Below are 21,938 nucleotides of genomic sequence, written 5' to 3'. Positions count from 1 at the left end.
AATAGCATTCCATGTTTTATATAATAAAATAAATACTATTACAAGTAAAAAGAAAAAGGATTTTCTTTATGAAAAAAGAAAACCACTGCGCAGAAATAGTTGATTTTATTATTTTTTCCTTAATGGATTGGTTCTATACATCCAAGAAAAAATTTAGCTACAAATGGAAATTAATATATTGGCATTTTATAATGTTAACATATCCTGGATTGCAGGTCAATCTTTTTTTGCTTTAAAAATATAATAGCCTTTTTTTCTCTCTGCCACTTCTACCGAACGAAACAGAGTCTCCAGCTTTTGTTTAGCGGAAGGAGCCCCCTGCTTTTTTTGGATAACGATCCAAAGCTCTCCATGGTCTTTTAAATGATCAAAGCTTTTTTCAAATATATGATGGACGACTTGTTTTCCAGCCCGAATGGGAGGGTTTGCTAAAATAGCAGCATACCATTTCCCTTCCAGCTTTTCAAACAAATTGCTTTGAAACACACGGACATTTTGAATGTTGTTTATTCGAGCATTCAGTTCTGCAAGTTCGACTGCCCTTTCATTTATATCGATCATATCAATCATTCTATCGGGTTCCGATTTTGCAATTGACAATCCGATCGGTCCGTATCCGCAGCCTACATCCAAAATATCTCCTGGAATTTCGGGAGCAGCGAAAGTTTCAATTAATAGCTGCGTTCCAAAATCAACCTCCCGTTTTGAAAAAACTCCGCGGTCGGTCATGAACGCAAATGGATGATTTCTCAACGTGCACTCAATTTTTCTCCTATTGCTTTCCACTTCCGGTTTTTCCGAAAAATAATGTTCGCTCATTTTCTGCACCCCTTTTTTAGGAGTATTTTCTACGGGCAGAAATTCATACATAAAAGAAAAGCCCGCCAATGAATCAGCGAGCTTTTCTATTTATTTAACAGCTTTTACTTAACTTCAACTTCTGCTCCAACTTCTTCAAGTTTTGCTTTAAGTTCTTCAGCTTCTTCTTTAGATACGCCTTCTTTTAATGGTTTTGGAGTGTTGTCAACTAATTCTTTTGCTTCTTTTAAGCCAAGGCCTGTGATTTCACGAACAACTTTGATAACTTTAATTTTTTGTGCACCTGCATTAGCAAGAATAACATCGAATTCAGTTTTTTCTGCAGCAGCTTCACCGCCGCCAGCGCCACCAACCACAGCAACAGGAGCAGCAGCAGTTACGCCAAATTCTTCTTCGATTGCTTTTACTAAGTCGTTAAGTTCAAGAACAGTCATTTCTTTTATCGCTTCAATAATTTGTTCTTTTGTCATTTGTTTTTCCTCCTTATGTTTTAAATTCTAATAGTTTAATACGAAAATTTGCTTTAAGCGCCTTGCTCTTCTTTTTGATCTGCAACTGCTTTTGTTGCAAGTGCAAAGTTGCGAATAGGAGCTTGCAGTACAGAAAGCAACATAGAAAGCAAGCCTTCGCGAGATGGAAGGTCAGCAATCGCTTTAATTTCATCAACTGTTGCAACATTGCCTTCGATGACGCCAGCTTTAATCTCAAGCGCTTCATGCTCTTTTGCAAAATCATTCAAAATTTTAGCAGGCGCCACGACATCTTCAGTGCTAAATGCGATAGCGTTTGGACCAGTCAGCACTTCTTCTAATCCAGAAATTTCTGCTTGTTCAACAGCACGGCGAGTTAACGTATTTTTGTAAACCTTGAACTCTATATTTGCTTCACGAAGTCTTTTGCGCAATTCCGTTACTTCCGCTACATTAAGACCGCGGTAATCTACGATAACAGTAGAGACGCTTTCACGGAATTTGGCTGCAATTTCTTCAACGATCTGTTTCTTCTTTTCAATTGCGCTGCTCATTTGTTTACACCTCCTGCAAATTGAAAATGAACACTTATACCGCCGGTGAAATGAAATACCTCCATGCCCGCAGACATGGAGGTATCGTACAAATAAGCAAACGTTCCGCTTAATCTATATCATACACCTCGGTAGGATATTAAGCCTTTCGGCACCTACTGTCTACGGTATAAATGAATTCTATTTAATTACACAACATTTTTATTTTACTAAAATATATCCTGCTTGTCAAACCGGTTTATTATTTCACGACAAAGCTGGAAGGATCTACTTTAATTCCAGGGCCCATTGTAGACGTTACAGAAACGTTTTTCATGTAAGTGCCTTTTGCCGCTGCCGGTTTTGCTTTTAATAGCGCATCGTAGATTGTTGTAAAGTTTTCAACTAATTTTTCACTGTCAAAAGAAGTTTTTCCGATTGGAACATGAACGTTCCCAGCTTTATCTACACGGTATTCAACTTTACCAGCTTTAATTTCTTTGACAGCTTTTTCAACTTCAAATGTTACCGTTCCTGTTTTAGGGTTCGGCATTAAACCTTTAGGACCTAAAATACGTCCAAGTTTACCGACTTCACCCATCATATCAGGGGTAGCCACAACAACATCGAAGTCAAACCAGCCTTGTTGAATTTTATTGATGTAGTCGCTGTCGCCGACATAATCCGCACCAGCAGCTTCCGCTTCTTTTGCTTTTTCCCCTTTAGCGAACACTAATACACGTTGTGTTTTACCTGTACCGTTCGGCAGCACAACAGCCCCGCGGATTTGCTGATCGTTTTTACGAGGATCAACGCCAAGGCGGAATGCAACTTCAACTGTCGCATCAAAGTTTGCGATATTCGTTTTCTTTACTAATTCAATTGCTTCTTTTACGTCATAAGCTTTTGAACGATCAACAAGCTTTGCAGCTTCTAAATATTTTTTACCTCTTTTTGCCATATCATTTTCCTCCTTATGTGGTTTTAGCGGAATAACCTCCCACGAATAAAGGTTGCGAACTTGAATAAACAAACTCGCAACCTACTACACCAATGCATATTGATTAGTCTTCGATCACAATGCCCATGCTTCGGGCTGTGCCTTCAACCATACGCATTGCTGCTTCAACGCTAGCTGCATTTAAGTCAGGCATTTTCGTTTCGGCAATTTCGCGAACTTTATCGCGTTTAATTGTTGCCACTTTATTACGATTCGGTTCACCAGAACCTGATTCAATTCCAGCTGCTTTTTTCAAAAGAACGGCAGCAGGCGGAGTTTTCGTAATAAATGTAAATGAACGGTCTTCAAATACCGTAATTTCAACAGGAATAATTAAGCCAGCTTGATCAGCCGTGCGAGCGTTGAACTCTTTACAGAATCCCATGATATTAACCCCAGCTTGACCGAGAGCAGGTCCTACTGGCGGCGCAGGATTAGCTTTACCTGCAGGAATCTGCAATTTCACGATTTTAATCACTTTTTTAGCCACGAGACACACCTCCTTAAGTCCGTGATGTGGTAATAGGGTAAAACCCTCCCACTCATGCAACATCCTTCTTTATATGAATGAGAGAAAGATTAATGCATCATTCAGTCTCTTTCAGAGACATATCGACTTAAGAAATATTACCATTTTTAATTAATGATTTCAAGTTTGTTTTTCTACATTTTACAATTTGGAAACTTGGGAAAAATCTAGTTCAACTGGTGTTTCACGCCCAAACATATTGACGAGAACTTTGACTTTTTTTCTATCTGTATCGATTTCTTCGATAACGCCTGTGAAATTAGCAAACGGGCCGTCATTTACTTTTACCGTTTCTTTTAATTCAAAATCAACTTCCACACGAGCCTCTTCTATTCCCATGCGTTTGAAAATTGCCTGTACTTCTTCCGGCAAAAGCGGAGTTGGTTTAGATCCAGACCCTGCAGAGCCGACGAATCCGGTAACTCCGGGAGTGTTGCGAACCACATACCATGAATCATCCGTCATGATGAGCTCTACTAAAACATACCCAGGGAAAACCTTTTTTTTCGTCACTTTTTTCTTTCCGCTTTTCATATCCATTTCTTCTTCTTCAGGGACGATCACACGAAAAATTTTGTCCTGCATGCCCATTGACTCTACGCGTTTTTCTAAATTCGCTTTTACTTTATTTTCATAGCCGGAATATGTATGCACAACATACCAGTTCTTTTCCATATCAGAGGACCTTGTCCTTCCCTCCCCATTTCATTTTTAGGCAATGAAAAAACCCGTTTACCGGGTTTACTGACGAACTTATGAATAATATCTATTATATCATGGATAAAAGGCTTTTATTCAAGAATAAGCCTTAATAACTCAGAAATTCCTAAGTCGACAATAGCAAAAAATATAGCAAAAAAGGCTACCGTTGTAATGACCGTAATCGTATAGCGAACCAATTCCTTTCTTTTCGGCCAGCTGACCTTTTTCATTTCTTTTACGACATCTCGAAAAAATCCAGTCAAGCGCTGCATTTGTTTACCTCCAGAAATCCAAGAATCGTGCAATTTACTTTGTTTCCCGATGAGTGGTATGAGCTTGGCACGTTTTACAAAACTTTTTGATTTCCAACCGTTCTTCGGTCGCCTTTTTCATCGTTGAATAATTTCGGCTGCCGCATTGAGAACAAGCTAGAACTATTTTTTTCCTCATATTACACCTACCGATACTTACTCTATTAAACAGTAACATAATGGCAATTTTTATGTCAATGAGTTATGAAGTAAATTCCCTCAGCTCTAAGTATCTTTCTAGCTTTCTTTTCACCCGCTGCAAGGCATTGTCAATAGATTTTACATGCCTGTTTAATTCTTCTGAAATTTCTAAATAGGAACGACCTTCCAAATAAAGGGACAACACTTTCCGTTCAAGATCAGATAATATTTCCCCCATTTTCAATTCTATATCATCAAACTTTTCTTGGTTAATGATGAGTTCTTCTGGATCCATTACTTTTGCTCCAGATATTACATCCATCAGTGTGCGATCTGACTCTTCATCATAAATGGGTTTATCCAATGAAACATACGAGTTTAGAGGAATATGTTTTTGACGGGTAGCAGTTTTAATGGCAGTAATCATTTGGCGGGTAATGCACAACTCGGCAAATGCCTTAAAGGAGGTAAGCTTGTCCTCTTTAAAGTCACGAATCGCTTTATATAATCCAATCATCCCCTCTTGAATTATATCCTCACGATCCGCCCCGATGAGAAAGTAGGATCTTGCCTTGGCCCGCACAAAGTTCCGGTATTTTGTGATCAAGAAATCCAATGCAGCGCTGTCGCCTTTGTGGACGAGCTCTACAATTTGTTCATCTTCAAGCTTCTGCAATTTTTTTATTTTTTCCCCCTTGTTGTCTTGAACACTCATGCAAATCACCCCGACCGCGCATACAATTATTAGAAATATTATACTGCAAGATTTCCATAAACGTCAACTTATGTCAAAATTACGATAAATCTCCTCTTCTCCATTTTTCGAACCTTTCGGCAACTTCATAAGAAAGGCGAATCTTCGAAGCGGGGCGCTCGCCCTGAATTTGCTGAATTTTTTTTCGAATGCTTTCTTCAATAGACACCACTTCGTTATATAGCTCGCGCGCCGATTTTCTCAAAGCTCCCTGGGAAAAAATCGTCCATTGTTCTATATAGTCGGATGTTGCTACATAAATTTTCGTCTTAATATTTTTTAATGTTTTGGCCAGCTTTTCAATCCGTTCATCAGCGGTTTCATTTTCTCTCGTGAAAATAATTTCCACGCGATTATCTAAATATTTTTTTTCAATTCCTTTCACTAAATGAGCATCAAAAACGACAATCACCTTCATCCCCGTGTATGCTTGATATTCGGCCATCTTGTTGATCAGGATCTTCCTTGCATCCTCCAAATTGTTTTCATCTTTTAATTTTTGCAGATCAGGCCAAGCACCAATAATGTTGTATCCATCGACTAATAAAATATCCATTGGTTACTCTCCTGATGGCCGCCGTTTACGAAAAACTTCATACATTAATAGACTGGCAGCAACGGAGGCGTTCAAAGAAGTAACATGACCAACCATCGGGATTTTCACAAGGAAGTCGCACTTTTCTTTTACTAAGCGGCTGATTCCTTTCCCTTCACTGCCGATTACTAATGCAACGGGCAGTTTCCCGTCAATTGTCCGATAATCGTCTTCCCCTTTTGCATCAGTGCCGTAAATCCATATACCTCTGTTTTTCAGCTCGTCAATCGTGCGTGCCAAGTTTGTCACGCGGACTACGGGAACATATTCAATTGCTCCCGTTGACGTTTTTGCCACTACATTGGTTAAACCGACCGCCCGGTTCTTTGGAATAATAATGCCGTGTACTCCAGCAGCATCAGCTGTTCTCATAATCGAGCCGAGATTTGCCGGATTTTCAATTTCATCTAGAATCAGAAAAAAGGGCGCTTCCCCGCGTTCGTCAGACAATTTGAACAAATCTTCAAAATCCGTATACTTATATGCAGCAACTTGCGCAATGACTCCTTGGTGGCTGCCCGAAACGATCTGATCGAGCTTTTTCTTTGGAACGAATTGAACTGCTACCCCTTTATTTTTCGCCAGCATTATAATTTGCTGCGCTTGTTTAGTATATGAATTTTCCGCAATAAACACTTTGTTAATATCCCTGTTCGATTTCAATGCTTCGATAACCGAATTCTTCCCGTATATATATTCATCCGCCACGTTCAACTCCCCCTTTCTCGTATGTTGCAGCGATTGCAGCATCTATGACGTTGTTTAGCCGATCTTGATCACCTGTTAAAAAAAGATAGCCGATTAAAGATTCGAAAGCCGTGCTGTATCGGTATGTTTGTACATCGGTATTTTTCGGCACCGTGTTTGATTTGGCATTTCGCCCTCTTTTCATTATTTCCAGCTCTTCTTCATTGAAAAAGCCGTTGTCAGTTAATGTTTTTAAAATCGCTGCCTGCGCTTTGGCTGAAACAAACGACTTCGCCAATTTATGAAGCTGGCCCGGTTTGACAGTTCCTTTTGATAACAGATGATGCCTGACAAATACTTCATATACAGCATCGCCCATATATGCTAAAACAAGACCGTTAAGCTGCCGTGCTTCTTTTATTTTTTCAAGCTCAATCATATTTATCCTCTTTTCCACCTTGTTCCTTGAGGCGTATCTTCCAATATAATGTTCATTTCCTTGAGCTGATCTCGAATTTTGTCGGCTAAAGCAAAATTTCTTTCTTTTCTAGCTTGATTTCGCTCGTTTATCAGCCTTTCAATGTCTTCGTCCAGCAGCTCTTGAACATCAAATGTCAAACCTAATACATCGCCAAATTCATTAAATAGCTGCAAAAATGCCTTAATTACTTTTTCGGAGGTGTTTTTTCTTTCCAAATAATAGTTTGCATTTTTCACTAAATCGAAAATGACAGATATAGCATTCGCCGTATTGAAATCGTCGTCCATTTCATGAATAAATTCCTTCTTTAGCCGGCTGATTTCTTCCAGCCATTTTTCATCATCATCAGTGAGATTCGCACTACTTTCCAGCCGATGCTTTAAATTGATATATGAGGTGCGGATTCTTTCCAATCCGTTTTTTGTACTATCCAAAAGTTCTTTCGAATAATTGATAGGATGTCGGTAGTGTACAGACAGCATAAAAAATCGAAATACTTGTGGGTCATACTGCTTTAAAACGTCTTGAACAAGAATAAAATTTCCGAGTGATTTAGACATCTTCTCATTGTTGATATTAATATAACCGTTATGCATCCAATATTTCGCAAAAGGTTTGCCGGTAAGCGCTTCGGATTGTGCGATCTCATTTTCATGATGCGGAAAAGTTAAATCTTGGCCGCCTGCATGAATATCAATTGTATCCCCTAAATATTTTCTTGCCATTGCGGAGCATTCAATATGCCAGCCAGGACGTCCTTTTCCCCAAGGGCTATCCCATGAAATTTCCCCTTCTTTTGCTGCTTTCCAAAGTGCAAAATCAAGCGGATCTCTCTTTTTTTCGCCAATTTGTATTCTGGCACCGGCATGAAGCTCATCTATTGATTGATGCGAAAGCTTTCCGTATTCCTTAAAATACCGTGTTTTATAATACACATCTCCGTCGACTTCATAGGCATAATTTTTGTCAATGAGAGCTTGGATGAATTCAATGATTGTCTCCATATTTTCCGTTACACGAGGATGAACATCCGCTCTTTTGCATCCCAGTGCATCAATATCAGAAAAATAGGCCTTAATAAATCGTTCTGCAATTTCCGGAACCGTTTCGCCCAAATCATTTGCAGCTTTAATCAATTTATCATCCACATCGGTAAAATTCGACACATATTTCACATCGTACCCTCTGTACTCCAAATATCGACGAACTGTATCATATACAATGGCTGGTCTAGCATTTCCGATGTGAATATAGTTGTAAACGGTAGGACCGCAAACATACATCTTTACCTTGTTGTCCTCTAAAGGAATAAATTCTTCCTTTTTCCTGGATAATGTATTATAAATTTTGATACTCATTGAACACCCTCCTTTTTTTCAGATTATCTAATTCTGCCTTTAATTTTCCTATTTCTTTTTCAAGCTCTTTTAATTTATCTGAAATAGGATCCGGCAAATCTCTATGATTTAAATCTTTTCTCACCTTTTTCCCGTTTTGCACAACAACTCTCCCCGGAATGCCTACAACAGTCGAATTATCCGGAACATCGCGCAAAACGACGGAACCTGCGCCAATTTTCGAGTTTTCTCCAATCGTAATAGATCCTAATACCTTCGCGCCAGCTGCAATGAGAACATTATTTTTGATGGTAGGATGCCGTTTCCCCTTTTCTTTACCTGTTCCGCCTAATGTAACTCCTTGATATACAGTAACATTATCGCCAATTTCACAAGTCTCGCCAATAACGACACCCATGCCATGATCGATGAAAAAACGACGACCGATTTTGGCACCAGGGTGGATTTCAATTCCCGTGAAAAAGCGGCTTATTTGCGAAATGACCCTGGCGATAAAGTATAATTTCCGTTTGTAAAACGCATGCGCCAACCGATGAGCCCATATGGCGTGAAGGCCTGAATAAGTTAAGATCACTTCTAAATAAGATCTCGCAGCAGGGTCTTGGTCAAAAACGACTTCCACATCTTCTTTTAATATTTTCCACATATTTTTCTCCCTCCCATAAAAAGTAATCATAATACCCTACTGAAAAAGAAATGCGCCTCTGTAGATACAGAGACGCAAATAAGCGCGGTTCCACTCTGTTTAGGGAAAAGTATAGCTTTTCTTTTCCCTCAACTTTAACTCTTATAACGGTGAGTCTCCGCTTTTGTCTACTCCCGCTGGTTTCGACAAAAGACTCGAAGGGGCATTTCAGAAAGCGCGTGCTTAAACCTCTTTCAGCCAAAGGAGGTTCTCTCTGAAAAGCCGTTTGCTTTCTTACTTCTCCTTCTCAACGTTTTTCCGTCATCTGTTCATACATACTATATTACAATTTTTTTAAAAAGTTAATCTAGTGCTTTTTCCAGCCTTGTGATAATCTTTTCTTTTCCTAAGAGCTCAAGGGCAAGCGGCAGCTCAGGACCGTGTGTCTGCCCGGTCGTCGCAACGCGAATCGGCATGAACAATTTTTTCCCCTTTTGACCTGTCGCTTTTTGAACTGACTTAATCGCTTTTTTGATTTCATCTGCTTTGAAATCTTGAATTGCTTTCACTTCTTCCAAAAATGCGCTTAACACGGAAGGAACTTGTTCTTCTTGAAGCACAAGTTTTCCTTCTTCATCGATCTCTATCTCTTCCTTAAAAAACATTTCGCTTAATTCGACAATTTCTGCACCGTAGCTCATTTGCTCTTGATACAGGGAAATGAGACGTTGCACCCAATCTCTTTCATCTTCTGACATATTTTCACTGATGCGCCCGGCTTTTACAAGGTGGGGCAGCGAAAGGTCGACTACTTTTTCGAGATCAAGCTTTTTCATGTACTGATTGTTCATCCATTTTAATTTCAGTGTATCGAAAACAGCAGGTGATTTTGATAATCGGTTTGGATCAAAAATTTTAATAAACTCTTCTTTGCTGAAAATCTCTTCTTCCCCAACAGGAGACCATCCTAACAAACCGATAAAATTAAAGAGCGCTTCAGGCAGATACCCTAATTCAGCATATTGTTCAATAAATTGAATGATGCTCTCATCACGCTTGCTTAATTTTTTTCTGTTTTCATTGACGATTAACGTCATATGACCAAAAACAGGCGGCTCCCATCCAAAAGCTTCATAAATCATCATTTGCTTCGGTGTATTGGAGATATGGTCTTCTCCGCGCAACACATGACTGATTTCCATTAAATGATCGTCGACGGCGACGGCAAAATTATAAGTCGGTGTTCCGTCTTTTTTCACGATGACAAAATCCCCAAAATCATCGGACTCAAAAGAAATATCTCCTTTTACGATATCGTTCCATTTATATATTTTTCCTTTTGGAACCCGGAAACGAATGCTTGGTTTCCGTCCTTCTTTTTCGAGTGCCTCTTGCTGTTCTTTAGAAAGGTGCGCGCATTTCCCTGAATATCTTGGCATTTCACCGCGATCGATTTGCGCTTGACGCTCGTTTTCAAGCTCCTCTTCCGTACAATAACATTTATACGCCAAGTCTCTTTCCAAGAGCTCTTCATAATATTTTTTATAAATGCTTGTCCGCTCCGATTGTCGATAAGGACCGTAATCTCCGCCCTTGTCTATGCTTTCGTCCCAATCAATTCCAAGCCATTTTAAATAAAAAAGCTGGCTTTGTTCTCCTCCTTCGATATTCCGCTTTTGATCGGTATCTTCAATTCGGATAATAAATTTCCCATTTTGGCTTCTAGCGAACAAATAATTAAATAATGCAGTGCGTGCGTTTCCAATATGTAAATGCCCCGTCGGACTCGGTGCATAGCGAACCCGTATTCCGTTGTCAGCCATATTTTGTCCCTCCAATAATCAAACCGTAATTCTTTAAAATATTGTACCACCAAACCATTGATGTTCAAAGATTACTTTTTCTTTTGCAATAAAACGATTGACTGTGCAGCGATTCCTTCCCCGCGTCCTGTAAACCCAAGCTCCTCCGTCGTCGTTGCTTTAACATTCACTTGGTCAAGTTCAGCCTCCAAGAGCTCCGCAATTCTAGTACGCATTTGATGGATGTAAGGCGCCATTTTTGGTTTTTGAGCAATAATTGTACAATCCGCATTGCCTAATATATAGCCTTTCTCCTTTACCAAGTTCCATACCTCTTGAAGCAATTTCGCCGAGTCAATATCTTTATATGCAGGATCCGTATCAGGAAAATGCTTGCCGATATCTCCTCCTCCAATCGCTCCCAAGCAGGCATCTGTCAATGCATGAAGAAGAACATCAGCATCAGAATGTCCAAGCAATCCTTTTTCATAAGGAATGTTGACTCCACCGATCACAAGCGGTTTTCCTTCCACAAGCTGATGAACATCAAAACCTTGTCCAATCCGAATCATTCCCTTTCCCCTCTTTCACTCTCTAAAATCGCACGGGCAAAAATCAAATCTTCAGGGGTTGTAAGCTTTATATTTGAATAATCCCCATGTACAATACAAACTTTTTCGCCAATTCTTTCTACAAGACTTGCATCGTCTGTTCCTACAAATTGATCCCTATTGGCCGCTTCATGAGCTTTTAATACGATGGAAAGACGAAAAGCTTGTGGCGTTTGAACTGCCCACAAGCTAGAACGTTCAACAGTATCAATGACTTCCATATTGCGAACCCTTTTCACAGTATCCTTTACAGGAACGGCTACGACCGCTGCGCCCTCTAAATGAGCCTTTTCAACAAGCTGATGAATGGTTTCCCTGCGAATGAAAGGCCTTGCACCGTCGTGAATTAATATTATACCATCTTCTTCAACAGCTTTTAACCCGTTGTAAACACTATATTGGCGTTCCTGTCCTCCGGGAACTAGTTTTTGCACTTTTTTTATTTTATATTTTTTCAGTAAAGAAAGAAATTCTTCACGCTCTTTCTCGTTTATGACTAGAACAATTTCGGTGCATTGAGGATCTTTTTCAAACACCATTAAAGTATGAACAATCACAGGTAAAGAATTAAGTTTGATAAACTGTTTATTTTTTCCTGCCCTCATTCTTTTCCCTTGCCCTGCAGCTGGTATGACAACCCGATATTCCATCTTCTTTCTCCCTTATTACAATGCTTTTTCCAGCAGCTTTGGCTTTGCAAAAATCATTCGTCCGGCAGATGTTTGAAGAACGCTTGTAACGAGAATATCAATATTTTTCCCGATATAGTCCCTTCCGTCCTCGACAACAATCATCGTGCCATCATCAAGATAAGCAACACCTTGGTTATGCTCTTTTCCATCCTTAATTACTTGGACATTTAACTCTTCCCCTGGTAGTACAATCGGTTTTACCGCATTGGCTAAATCGTTGATGTTCAAAACAGAGACGTTTTGGAGCTCACATACTTTATTTAAATTGAAATCGTTTGTGACCACAACGCCTTGAATGATTTTTGCCAGTTTTACAAGCTTGCTGTCGACTTCTTGTATATCTTCGAAGTCGCCTTCCCATATTTCCACTTTAATGTCCAGCTCTTTTTGGATTTTATTTAAAATATCCAGACCTCTTCTTCCTCGATTTCTTTTTAGCACATCTGAAGAATCCGCTATATGCTGAAGTTCCTCCAACACAAATTGAGGAATAATAATGGTCCCTTCTAAAAAACCTGTTTGACAAATATCTGCAATCCTGCCATCTATAATAACACTTGTATCTAATATTTTTAAGCTTTTCTTTTCAACATTTTCCTCTTCTTCTTGAGAGGCTTTCTTCTTGCTGATTCTTGCTGTAATCGAAAACAAGTTCAACAGTTCGTCGCGCTTTTTATATCCGATTTGAAAACCTAAATATCCTAAAATTATGGTTAAAAAGATCGGAACAATGTTATTGATAATTGGGTATGGAAGTTCAGATAATGAAATTCCAATCAAATAAGCAATAATCAGACCAAAAATTAATCCTAAACTGCCAAATAATACATCCGTAACCGGAGCTTTCACTAATTTCTCTTCTATAAATTTTATCCAATTCACCACATAATCCACTAGCCAGAAGGAGGTTATATAAAATAAAATTGCACCTAATATCGCCAATGTATATGGTGTCATCAGAAATGGAACATCATCAAGATTTAAGAGAAATAATAATTCCGGTATAAACAAAACACCTAACGTTCCGCCAACAAAAAAGAAAAATATTTGAACAATTCGTTTTAACATACCTCCACCTCCTTTATTTCATTATATACACTTTCAAACCTTTCAAACATCTAAAAACAAGGATTGTAAAAATATTGATAAATTACTGTAAAGGATGTGTTAGAGCTCCCTTGCAATGTTATACTGATCTTGGAGGCGCCTTAATCCTTCCTTAATTTTCCTCGCCCTAACTTCACCTATTCCTTCCACTTCATCAAGCTTTTCTACGGTAGCATTTGCAATTTGTTTCAAATTTTCAAAGGTTGTCACTAAATTTTCAATAATAACGGAAGGAAGCTTTGGTATTTTATGCAAAAACCGGTAACCTCGAGGAACAACAGGTTCATTCATATTGGTAAAATGGGGATATCCGAGCAGCTTCAATAAAACCGCATCATCTAATAATGCTGAGCTGGACAATTCTTGCAGCTGCTTTAATACAGGAATAGGATCATTCAGCCGCTCCATGCTGTAATCTTTGATAAGCAGAGCCGCTTCTTTTTCAATATCTGCTAAAAGCTCGGTCATCTGAAGCTGAATCAGCTGCCCTTCTGTACCGAGTTCGTAAATATAATTAATAATTTCACTCTTAATTCGCAGCACCATTTCTATTCTATGTAAAACTTGGATCACTTCATCGATCGTGACTAAATCTTCAAACTCTAAAGATCCTAAATTATTAATGGATTGGTCAGTGGCAGATTTATACTTTTCCAACGTCCGCAAAGCTTGATTGGCCTTCGTCAAAATGACGCCGATATCCCTCAAAGCATAGCGGAAATTGCCAAAATATAATGTGACGACATTTCTTCTTTCAGAAATAGCAATTACGAGATTTCCTGTTTGCTTTGCTACTCGTTCAGCTGTTCTATGCCTCATGCCTGTTTCTCTTACCTCTATGCTCGTATCCGGAACGAGCTGTGCGTTTGCGTATAAAATTTTTTGCCCTGAGTCGCTTAAAATAATGGCTCCATCCATTTTAGCTAGTTCATATAAATAGGCGGGGGAAAAAGGGCAATTGATATAAAATCCCCCGTCTACAATTTGTTTGATTTTTTCGTTATATCCTACAACAATTAGCCCCCCGGTCTTTGCGCGCAGCACGTTTTCAATTCCTTCCCGGATTGGTGTGCCTGGGGCTACAAATTGCAAGATTTCCTTAAGCGATTTTTCTTGTTTCATAGCTTATCCCCCTATTGCAAGTTCGAGCGCTTCTGAAATGTTTTGCACACCGACAATTTCTATATCTTCCGGCCATTTCCAACCGCCCAGATTGGCTTTCGGTAAAAAAATCCGCTTAAATCCCAGTTTGGCAGCTTCTTGTACACGCTGTTCAATTCGTGAAACCCTTCTAATTTCTCCTGTTAAACCAACCTCACCTACAAAAACATCATAAATGTTCGTCGGAACATCTTTAAAGCTTGAAGCTATACTGATGCAAATTGCCAAGTCAATTGAAGGCTCGTCTAATTTCACCCCGCCGGCAACTTTTAAGTAGGCATCTTGGTTTTGGAGCAATAAACCAACACGTTTTTCCAATACCGCCATCAACAAAGAAACACGATTATGATCAATCCCATTTGCCATCCTTCTGGGGTTTCCAAAGCTTGTCGGGGTGATTAAAGCTTGTATTTCGACTAGAACAGGTCTTGTCCCTTCCATGGAAGCGACTACTGTTGAACCAGATGCCCCTTTTGCACGCTCTTCTAAAAACACTTCTGACGGGTTGAGCACTTCTTTAAGACCTGCTTCCTTCATTTCAAAAATTCCTATTTCGTTAGTGGATCCGAACCTGTTTTTAACTGCCCGTAAAATTCGGTACGTATGGTGTCGATCACCTTCAAAATACAATACAGTATCAACCATATGTTCTAAAATGCGCGGCCCTGCAATTGTGCCGTCTTTTGTTACATGACCGACAATAAAAATCGGAATTCCTTTTGTCTTTGCCAATCTCATTAATTCAGCCGTACATTCTCGAACCTGAGATACGCTTCCAGGAGCAGAAGCAATTTCACTGTTATAAATCGTTTGAATGGAATCAATGATGACAAAAGCCGGTTCAGTTTCCATTATGGATTGAATGATGATTTCTAAGTCCGTTTCAGAAAGCACGAAAAGTCTTTCGCCTTTTACCCCGAGTCGGTCGGAGCGAAGTTTTGTCTGTTTTAAAGATTCTTCTCCCGAAATGTATAAAACATCGTTCCCTCTCTCTGCCAGCTGTGAGGAGACTTGCAATAAGAGAGTGGATTTTCCAATTCCAGGATCCCCTCCAATTAAAACGAGAGATCCTTTTACAATTCCGCCTCCCAATACGCGGTTAAACTCATGAAGTCCTGTAAGCATTCTAGGTTCTTGCGCAGCTTGGATTTGATGAATTGGAGAAGGTTTGCTGACAGTGGATGATTCGGAATGACTAAAAGCAATGCGGTGTTTTCCCTTTGGCTTGATAACTTCTTCAACCATTGAATTCCATTCGCCGCACCCTGGACATTTTCCCATCCATTTCTGCGATTCATATCCGCACGATTGACAAATAAATTTTGATTTGATCTTTGACATTCGGTTATTCCCCACTTTGTTCAATCGATAAACGACAATATAATGAAAGAGAGGGGCATACGTGAAGCAGTATGCCCATTGGATTATTGAACCTTTTCTGCAGTTTTTACGACAAATTCATTATTTTGCACGTCCAATACAACTTTTTGACCTTGCGAGATCGTGCCTTTCAATAATTCCTCTGATAAGCGATCTTCGACATATTTTTGAATCGCTCTCCGCAACGGACGCGCTCCATATTCTAAGTCAAAGCCCTCTTCAGCCAGCTTTTCTTTTGCACGATCCGTTAATTCGAGTTCTATATCCTGTTCTTTTAATCGTTTTGTCAGCTGATCCGCCATCAGCGAAACAATTTCTTTCAAATGTTTTTTCTCTAAAGAGTGGAACACAATAATTTCGTCAATCCGGTTCAAAAATTCAGGACGAAATGCTTTTTTCAGTTCATCCATCACTTTGTTTTTCATATCTTTATAATTTTCATTTTCGTCTTGAACATTAAAGCCGACATATTTATTCCGTTTTAATTCGCTTGCCCCTACATTTGAAGTCATAATTAAAATCGTATTTCGAAAATCAACGGTACGCCCTTTTGAGTCTGTGAGTCTTCCGTCTTCAAGCACCTGCAGCAAAATGTTAAACACATCTGGATGAGCTTTTTCAATTTCATCCAATAATACGACTGAGTATGGCTTGCGGCGCACTTTTTCCGTCAATTGTCCTCCCTCTTCATAGCCTACATATCCAGGAGGCGAACCAACGAGCCTTGACGTAGAATGCTTCTCCATATATTCTGACATATCGATTCGAATCATAGCATCTTCGTCACCAAACATTGCTTCAGCTAATGCACGGGCTAATTCCGTTTTCCCTACACCTGTCGGTCCTAAGAAGATAAATGAACCGATCGGACGCTTCGGATCTTTTAAGCCTGCACGTGCCCGTCTGACAGCTTTTGCGACTGCAGTGACAGCTTCTTCTTGACCAATAACGCGCGAGTGTAAAATTTCTTCGAGATTCAAAAGCCGCTCTGATTCTGTTTGGGCAAGTTTAACAACCGGAATTCCCGTCCAGCTTGAAACAACCATTGCAATATCCTCTACGGTCACTTCAGAATTTTCTTGACCTTGTTTTTCCTTCCATGATTTTTTCGTTTCCTCTAATTCCTCTCTGAGCCGCTGCTCTGTATCTCTTAATGAAGCTGCTTTTTCAAATTCTTGGCTTTGGACTGCAGCTTCTTTTTCTTTTCGCACTTCTTCTAATTTTTGCTCCAATTCCTTTAAATTCGGAGGTGTTGCAAATGAACGAAGACGGACTTTGGAGCCTGCTTCATCAATCAAGTCAATCGCTTTATCAGGCAGGAACCGATCGGAAATATACCGATCTGAAAGTTTAACAGCAGCTTCAATCGCCTCATCGGAAATGGATACCCGGTGGTGTGCTTCATATCGGTCTCTTAAGCCTCTTAAAATTTGAATGCTCTCTTCAATGGACGGTTCGTCGACTTGGATTGGCTGGAAGCGCCGTTCAAGTGCAGCATCCTTTTCAATATATTTACGGTATTCATCCAAAGTTGTTGCCCCAATACATTGCAATTCTCCCCGAGCCAAAGCAGGTTTTAAAATGTTGGAAGCATCAATTGCACCTTCCGCCCCGCCTGCGCCGATCAGTGTATGAAGCTCGTCAATAAATAAAATGATGTTTCCTGCTTGGCGAATTTCATCCATTACCTTTTTAAGGCGGTCCTCAAATTCCCCTCTATATTTTGTGCCAGCTACAACTGTTCCCATATCAAGGGTCATAACGCGCTTATCTCTCAAAATTTCAGGAACCTCATTATTCACAATTTGCTGAGCAAGTCCCTCTGCTATGGCAGTTTTCCCAACACCAGGTTCACCTATTAAAACAGGATTATTTTTTGTTCTTCGGCTCAAAACCTCGATGACACGCTGAATTTCTTTGCTTCGGCCGATGACTGGATCAAGTCCGCCCTCCCGTGCAACAGCCGTTAAGTCCCGCGCAAGACTATCAAGCGTCGGAGTATTTGCGTTTGTCATCGAACTTCCTTGATGGCTTGAGGATACTTCATTGCTGCCTAACAACTGTAAAACTTGCTGACGCGCTTTGTTCAAGCTTACTCCGAGATTGTTTAAAACACGCGCAGCAACTCCCTCGCCTTCTCGAATTAATCCCAATAGAATATGTTCTGTTCCGACATAAGAATGTCCTAATTTTCTTGCTTCATCCATTGACAGTTCAATGACTTTCTTTGCTCTCGGTGTGTAATGGATCGTTTGCGAAATTTCTTGTCCCCGTCCTATCAGGCTTTCCACTTCATTTTGGATTTTTTCTGGACTTAATCCTAGAGCGTGAAGCGCTTTAGCGGCAATTCCTTCTCCTTCGCGCACGAGCCCAAGCAATATGTGCTCTGTGCCGATATTGTTATGTCCGAGGCGTACAGCTTCTTCCTGCGCTAAAGCAAGCACTTTTTGCGCCCGTTCCGTAAATCTCCCAAACATCATTGTTCATCATCCTCCCTTTGCTTCCTTTCTAATTGAAGCCTTTCACGAATTAATGTTGCCCTGCGAATATCCCGTTCATTCGGCCGTAGAACTCCTCCTGAATATTGTTGCAGAAATCCGGGCTGAATTAAAATCATAAGCTCATTTAAAACACTGCGTGAAACATTTTGAATAATTCCCAGGTCAATTCCTAAGCGCACATCTGATAAACATTGAATTGCTTCTTTCGATGGAATAATTCTGCTGTATTTGAGAGTGCCGTAAGAACGATATACACGGTCTTCTAGATGATGCGGATTCGTTTTATATAAAGCATCTCTTGCAGCCCGTTCTTGAGCAATTAATTGCCCGACAACACCTATTAAATCATCGACAATATCATCTTCTGATTTGCCTAGCGTAATTTGGTTCGAAATTTGGAATATATTACCTATCGCTTCACTTCCTTCTCCGTACCGACCTCTCACAACCAATCCTAATTGATTGATAGCAGGTATAATTTGGTTAATCTGCTGTGTTAAGACAAGTCCTGGAAGGTGCATCATCACGGAAGCCCGCAAGCCGGTACCGACATTTGTTGGACAGCTAGTTAAGTAGCCCCTATGTTCATCAAATGCATAATCAACTTTTTCCTCAATCCAGTCGTCAAGATTCATTGCCATTTTCAACGCTTCTTTTAGCTGAAGGCCCGGGAACAAACATTGAATTCTAATATGATCCTCCTCGTTTATCATGATGCTCACTTCTTCGTTTTCAGATAAAAGGCACCCTCCAAGTGCTGATTCTTCCATTAAATAAGGACTAATCAAATGCTTCTCTACAAGTACGCGTTTTTGAATAGGCTGAAGTTCATTCATTTTCAGCAGCACGAATGTCCCTAAACCGTCAAACACTCTTTGTGAAAATGATTCTTCAAATGTATTTAAAACAGCCAAGGCTTCTTCATTCGACATAATGGTAGGGAAGCTGATATTTTCTATATTTCGCGCCAATCTGACTCGGCTGCTCAGCACAATATCGGAATCAGGTCCTTCTTGATTCATCCAAGGGCTCATGGCTGAACGAATAAATTTTTGAAAGGACATGTCATACTCCCCTTTCGTTCCGTCCATTTATCTTCGCTTCAATGGACCGAATTTCATCCCGAACTTGAGCTGCTCTTTCGAATTCCTCTTTCGCAATTAATTCTTGCAGTTCCTGTTTAAGCATTTTCAGGCGCTTTTTCAAATGAATACTTCCACCGGTCCGTTTCGGTACTTTACCGCCGTGAGTTGTATTCCCGCCATGAACACGTTTTAAAATCGGGGTAATTTGGTGATAAAACGTTTTGTAACAATGGGAGCACCCGAATTTACCAATTTTCGTAAATTGATCAAACGTCATATTACATTTCTCACATTGAATGACCTGATTTTTCTTGAAAACATTTTGCCCTTGGCTGCTAATGGCGCTGTCCATATTTAATAATCCGGACAATAAGTTGTTTATAGAAAAGCCTGGATTCATATTGAATATGAATACATCACTTTTTTCCTGTGCACATTTTTCACATATATGCACTTCAGTCTTTTCGCCGTTGATAATTTTTGTAAAGTGGAAAGTAGCGGGCCTTTCATGACATTCTTGACAAATCATCGTCCATCACATCCTCACTTGTATTTTAACGAGGTGAGCATCGCCTTCATCATCCTTGCCCTCAATTCGTCTCGATCAGGCAAATCAATATATAAAACAGACCGATCAATTACGCTCAACATAATTTTCGCTTCTCTTTCTGAAATAACCTCTTCATCAGCCAATCTCAAAACAATATCCTCCGCCGACGATTGTGACAGCCTTTTACCAATGGCATTTAAAATTTGATTGATCAGCTGGATACGGTCATTGATTCGAATTTTCATAATTCGGATATAACCGCCTCCACCCCTTTTACTTTCGACAATGTAACCCCGTTCAATTGTAAAACGAGTGTTGATCACGTAATTGATTTGCGATGGAACACATTGAAATTTATCCGCAATTTCACTTCTTTTAATTTCAACAATTTCTTTTCCGCTTGAATCTAATACATGCTTTAAATATTGCTCGATAATATCAGATATATTCCGCACCTCGAAAAACACCTCCTTCAACTTTTTGATTGGAATTGCAAAACACTCAAGAAATGTGCAATATCCTTGAGGGATAGGAGGCAAGATGTTTACGTAATGCTTATTTCCTAAACGATAACAACTAGTCACTTGACTTTGACTATATTTGACCTTAATTATAATATAAATTTTTTTTTGTGTCATTTCAACAAAAAAGCTCACTAATAATATTGCCATTTACAATATGGAAAAAACCCGCTCTTTAAAAAACTTTTTTAACTTCTTGAAATTTCAATAATTCGTTTATGATTTCAGGCATTTCATCTTTTGGAAGGCCAATTTCAAGTAAATATGAACGCTTCGCATGTTTAGTTTCTTTTGGCTTTGACAATGTAAAATGAATTTTATAAACAGAAATATTTAATTGTTCAAGTTTCCGAGTAAATTCCACCAAATCATCTTCTGGAAGATTAACTTGTATCCATTTTTTGCTTGACTTCTCAGCAAAAAAAGCCTCCACCTTATTGAGAAAGATCAAACTTAACAATACAATCAAGGTAGAAAAAATCGCCAACGGATACATTCCTGCCCCAACAACAAGGCCAAGTCCTGCAACAACCCAAATCGAGGCTGCCGTCGTTAATCCTCTTACCGTAACCCCTCTCACTAATATCGTTCCAGCACCTAAAAAACCAATGCCGCTAATGACATAAGAAGGAATTCTTGCTGGGTCAAAACGAATATTTTCATAACGATCCATATATTCTTCAAAGCCATAAAGAGACAGCAGCATCATCATGCAGGAGCCGACACCAACTAACAAATGCGTGCGAAAGCCTGCTGGATGCCGTTTAAATTCTCGTTCAAGGCCAATAAATCCACTTAAAATGACTGCTAAAACAATGCGAATCAACATAATTTGCCATTCCTCAGGCATTATCATTCCTCCTTACCATCCAAATGACTTTTTCTGTTTTGGCCATATATGAATTTTGAAATGATACAGTATTATACTTTCCCATTATATGCGATGAACAGTGCTCAATATTCAATCGTTCTTGAGTATGAGCCTAAGAGCGATATGAAACAAAAAAGCACATTTAGAGCTGGCTTTTAAATCAAACGAAGCTTTCACTGCTCATATGCTTCAAGAATGGAACAGTTTATGTTTCTAAAGTAGCGATCAATTAATTATACTCCGATTGAAGGTTTTAAAGAAAGCGAGCTTGATTGCAATAGCTGTGGAGGATCTTCAGAAGAAGCGAGCTCTTAGTTGTTCGTAAATTTGTCGTTTTTGTTCGTTCTGTTTTAAGCTGTTTCTTCTGTTTGTTGTATATTTCCATTTACAAGAGGATAAAAGAGGCTTGAGCTTCTCAAACCGCATTGCAGCGAATAATTGTTTCGTCCATACTTTTTTACAAGGATAAGCAAATCTCGCCTCCATCGCTTTTCTCAGATTAATTAAAACGGTTTGCATCATTCAAATCAATTAAAGATGTTTTTGTAATAGCAAAAATATCCATTTCGGCTTTCGACAATTTTCTCGAAAAATTGGCTTTTAGACTGTCACTTCTTAATTTTTCATTTTATGATCATAACGGAAAGTATTG

At 39.4% G+C, this 21,938-nt stretch carries 25 protein-coding genes and 2 other annotated features; all 25 genes read right to left on the bottom strand.

Features of this window, described 5'->3' with window-relative positions:
• Nucleotides 1-216: 216 nt before the first annotated feature.
• The 25 genes from NSU02_RS00735 to NSU02_RS00615 all read right to left on the bottom strand — a co-directional run bounded on the left by NSU02_RS00735 (nucleotide 217) and on the right by NSU02_RS00615 (nucleotide 21,265).
• On the bottom strand, nucleotides 217-819 hold the full coding sequence (locus tag NSU02_RS00735) for a class I SAM-dependent methyltransferase (RefSeq protein WP_063387149.1): 603 nt from the start codon (nucleotides 817-819) through the stop codon (nucleotides 217-219).
• Between the two features lie 104 nt (nucleotides 820-923).
• Nucleotides 924-1,289: a 50S ribosomal protein L7/L12 gene (gene rplL / locus NSU02_RS00730; RefSeq protein ID WP_063387148.1), complete on the bottom strand. Its 366-nt coding sequence runs from the start codon at nucleotides 1,287-1,289 to the stop codon at nucleotides 924-926.
• 53 nt (nucleotides 1,290-1,342) lie between these two features.
• Complete coding sequence (rplJ, locus tag NSU02_RS00725; protein WP_063387147.1) at nucleotides 1,343-1,843, bottom strand: 50S ribosomal protein L10; 501 nt, start codon at nucleotides 1,841-1,843, stop codon at nucleotides 1,343-1,345.
• A gap of 43 nt (nucleotides 1,844-1,886) precedes the next feature.
• Nucleotides 1,887-2,029: a sequence feature (ribosomal protein L10 leader region), on the bottom strand.
• Between the two features lie 55 nt (nucleotides 2,030-2,084).
• A complete protein-coding gene (gene rplA / locus NSU02_RS00720; protein WP_063387146.1) occupies nucleotides 2,085-2,783 on the bottom strand; it encodes a 50S ribosomal protein L1 in 699 nt (232 codons plus the stop codon).
• A gap of 103 nt (nucleotides 2,784-2,886) precedes the next feature.
• On the bottom strand, nucleotides 2,887-3,312 hold the full coding sequence (gene rplK / locus NSU02_RS00715) for a 50S ribosomal protein L11 (protein WP_063387145.1): 426 nt from the start codon (nucleotides 3,310-3,312) through the stop codon (nucleotides 2,887-2,889).
• Between the two features lie 180 nt (nucleotides 3,313-3,492).
• The gene (nusG, locus tag NSU02_RS00710; protein WP_063387144.1) at nucleotides 3,493-4,026 is read right to left on the bottom strand and encodes a transcription termination/antitermination protein NusG; all 534 of its coding nucleotides are present in this window, start codon (nucleotides 4,024-4,026) and stop codon (nucleotides 3,493-3,495) included.
• A 116-nt stretch (nucleotides 4,027-4,142) separates the two neighbouring features.
• A complete protein-coding gene (gene secE, locus NSU02_RS00705) occupies nucleotides 4,143-4,325 on the bottom strand; it encodes a preprotein translocase subunit SecE (RefSeq protein ID WP_063387143.1) in 183 nt (60 codons plus the stop codon).
• A gap of 34 nt (nucleotides 4,326-4,359) precedes the next feature.
• Nucleotides 4,360-4,503, bottom strand: a complete 144-nt coding sequence (gene rpmG / locus NSU02_RS00700) for a 50S ribosomal protein L33 (protein WP_082829425.1) — start codon at nucleotides 4,501-4,503, stop codon at nucleotides 4,360-4,362.
• A 63-nt stretch (nucleotides 4,504-4,566) separates the two neighbouring features.
• The gene (gene sigH, locus NSU02_RS00695; protein ID WP_063387142.1) at nucleotides 4,567-5,220 is read right to left on the bottom strand and encodes an RNA polymerase sporulation sigma factor SigH; all 654 of its coding nucleotides are present in this window, start codon (nucleotides 5,218-5,220) and stop codon (nucleotides 4,567-4,569) included.
• Between the two features lie 79 nt (nucleotides 5,221-5,299).
• Nucleotides 5,300-5,815: an NYN domain-containing protein gene (locus NSU02_RS00690; protein ID WP_063387141.1), complete on the bottom strand. Its 516-nt coding sequence runs from the start codon at nucleotides 5,813-5,815 to the stop codon at nucleotides 5,300-5,302.
• A gap of 3 nt (nucleotides 5,816-5,818) precedes the next feature.
• On the bottom strand, nucleotides 5,819-6,604 hold the full coding sequence (gene rlmB, locus NSU02_RS00685) for a 23S rRNA (guanosine(2251)-2'-O)-methyltransferase RlmB (RefSeq protein WP_063387140.1): 786 nt from the start codon (nucleotides 6,602-6,604) through the stop codon (nucleotides 5,819-5,821).
• The gene (locus NSU02_RS00680) at nucleotides 6,552-6,980 is read right to left on the bottom strand and encodes a Mini-ribonuclease 3 (RefSeq protein ID WP_066247904.1); all 429 of its coding nucleotides are present in this window, start codon (nucleotides 6,978-6,980) and stop codon (nucleotides 6,552-6,554) included. Before NSU02_RS00680 ends, rlmB begins: the two co-directional genes overlap by 53 nt.
• Nucleotides 6,981-6,982: 2 nt before the next feature.
• Entirely contained in the window at nucleotides 6,983-8,380 is a 1,398-nt protein-coding gene (gene cysS, locus NSU02_RS00675) for a cysteine--tRNA ligase (RefSeq protein WP_066247902.1), read from the bottom strand.
• The gene (gene cysE / locus NSU02_RS00670; protein ID WP_339193820.1) at nucleotides 8,361-9,026 is read right to left on the bottom strand and encodes a serine O-acetyltransferase; all 666 of its coding nucleotides are present in this window, start codon (nucleotides 9,024-9,026) and stop codon (nucleotides 8,361-8,363) included. The genes cysS and cysE overlap by 20 nt, the downstream gene beginning before the upstream one ends.
• A gap of 65 nt (nucleotides 9,027-9,091) precedes the next feature.
• Nucleotides 9,092-9,325: a binding site (T-box leader), on the bottom strand.
• Between the two features lie 42 nt (nucleotides 9,326-9,367).
• Nucleotides 9,368-10,828 carry a glutamate--tRNA ligase gene (gltX, locus tag NSU02_RS00665; RefSeq protein ID WP_063387136.1) on the bottom strand — a complete coding sequence of 487 codons (1,461 nt, stop codon included), beginning with the start codon at nucleotides 10,826-10,828 and terminating at the stop codon, nucleotides 9,368-9,370.
• A 71-nt stretch (nucleotides 10,829-10,899) separates the two neighbouring features.
• Entirely contained in the window at nucleotides 10,900-11,379 is a 480-nt protein-coding gene (gene ispF / locus NSU02_RS00660) for a 2-C-methyl-D-erythritol 2,4-cyclodiphosphate synthase (protein WP_339193817.1), read from the bottom strand.
• Nucleotides 11,376-12,068: a 2-C-methyl-D-erythritol 4-phosphate cytidylyltransferase gene (gene ispD, locus NSU02_RS00655; RefSeq protein ID WP_063387134.1), complete on the bottom strand. Its 693-nt coding sequence runs from the start codon at nucleotides 12,066-12,068 to the stop codon at nucleotides 11,376-11,378. Before ispD ends, ispF begins: the two co-directional genes overlap by 4 nt.
• A 15-nt stretch (nucleotides 12,069-12,083) precedes the next feature.
• Nucleotides 12,084-13,178: a PIN/TRAM domain-containing protein gene (locus NSU02_RS00650; protein ID WP_063387133.1), complete on the bottom strand. Its 1,095-nt coding sequence runs from the start codon at nucleotides 13,176-13,178 to the stop codon at nucleotides 12,084-12,086.
• A 99-nt stretch (nucleotides 13,179-13,277) separates the two neighbouring features.
• Entirely contained in the window at nucleotides 13,278-14,339 is a 1,062-nt protein-coding gene (disA, locus tag NSU02_RS00645) for a DNA integrity scanning diadenylate cyclase DisA (protein WP_339193814.1), read from the bottom strand.
• Nucleotides 14,340-14,342: 3 nt separating this feature from the next.
• The gene (radA, locus tag NSU02_RS00640; protein WP_339193812.1) at nucleotides 14,343-15,719 is read right to left on the bottom strand and encodes a DNA repair protein RadA; all 1,377 of its coding nucleotides are present in this window, start codon (nucleotides 15,717-15,719) and stop codon (nucleotides 14,343-14,345) included.
• Nucleotides 15,720-15,802: 83 nt separating this feature from the next.
• Nucleotides 15,803-18,238, bottom strand: coding sequence for an ATP-dependent protease ATP-binding subunit ClpC (gene clpC, locus NSU02_RS00635; protein WP_063387130.1), 2,436 nt, complete (start codon nucleotides 18,236-18,238; stop codon nucleotides 15,803-15,805).
• On the bottom strand, nucleotides 18,235-19,323 hold the full coding sequence (locus tag NSU02_RS00630) for a protein arginine kinase (protein WP_339193809.1): 1,089 nt from the start codon (nucleotides 19,321-19,323) through the stop codon (nucleotides 18,235-18,237). Before NSU02_RS00630 ends, clpC begins: the two co-directional genes overlap by 4 nt.
• Nucleotide 19,324: 1 nt before the next feature.
• A complete protein-coding gene (locus NSU02_RS00625) occupies nucleotides 19,325-19,873 on the bottom strand; it encodes a UvrB/UvrC motif-containing protein (RefSeq protein WP_063387128.1) in 549 nt (182 codons plus the stop codon).
• A gap of 14 nt (nucleotides 19,874-19,887) precedes the next feature.
• Nucleotides 19,888-20,349 carry a CtsR family transcriptional regulator gene (locus NSU02_RS00620; RefSeq protein ID WP_339193807.1) on the bottom strand — a complete coding sequence of 154 codons (462 nt, stop codon included), beginning with the start codon at nucleotides 20,347-20,349 and terminating at the stop codon, nucleotides 19,888-19,890.
• 241 nt (nucleotides 20,350-20,590) lie between these two features.
• Complete coding sequence (locus NSU02_RS00615; protein WP_242513753.1) at nucleotides 20,591-21,265, bottom strand: MgtC/SapB family protein; 675 nt, start codon at nucleotides 21,263-21,265, stop codon at nucleotides 20,591-20,593.
• Between the last annotated feature and the right edge of the window lie 673 nt (nucleotides 21,266-21,938).

Origin of the sequence: Aeribacillus sp. FSL W8-0870 (assembly GCF_037963755.1) — a bacterium.
Lineage (GTDB): Bacteria > Bacillota > Bacilli > Bacillales > Aeribacillaceae > Aeribacillus > Aeribacillus composti.
This window is presented reverse-complemented; position numbering and strand designations above follow the sequence as displayed.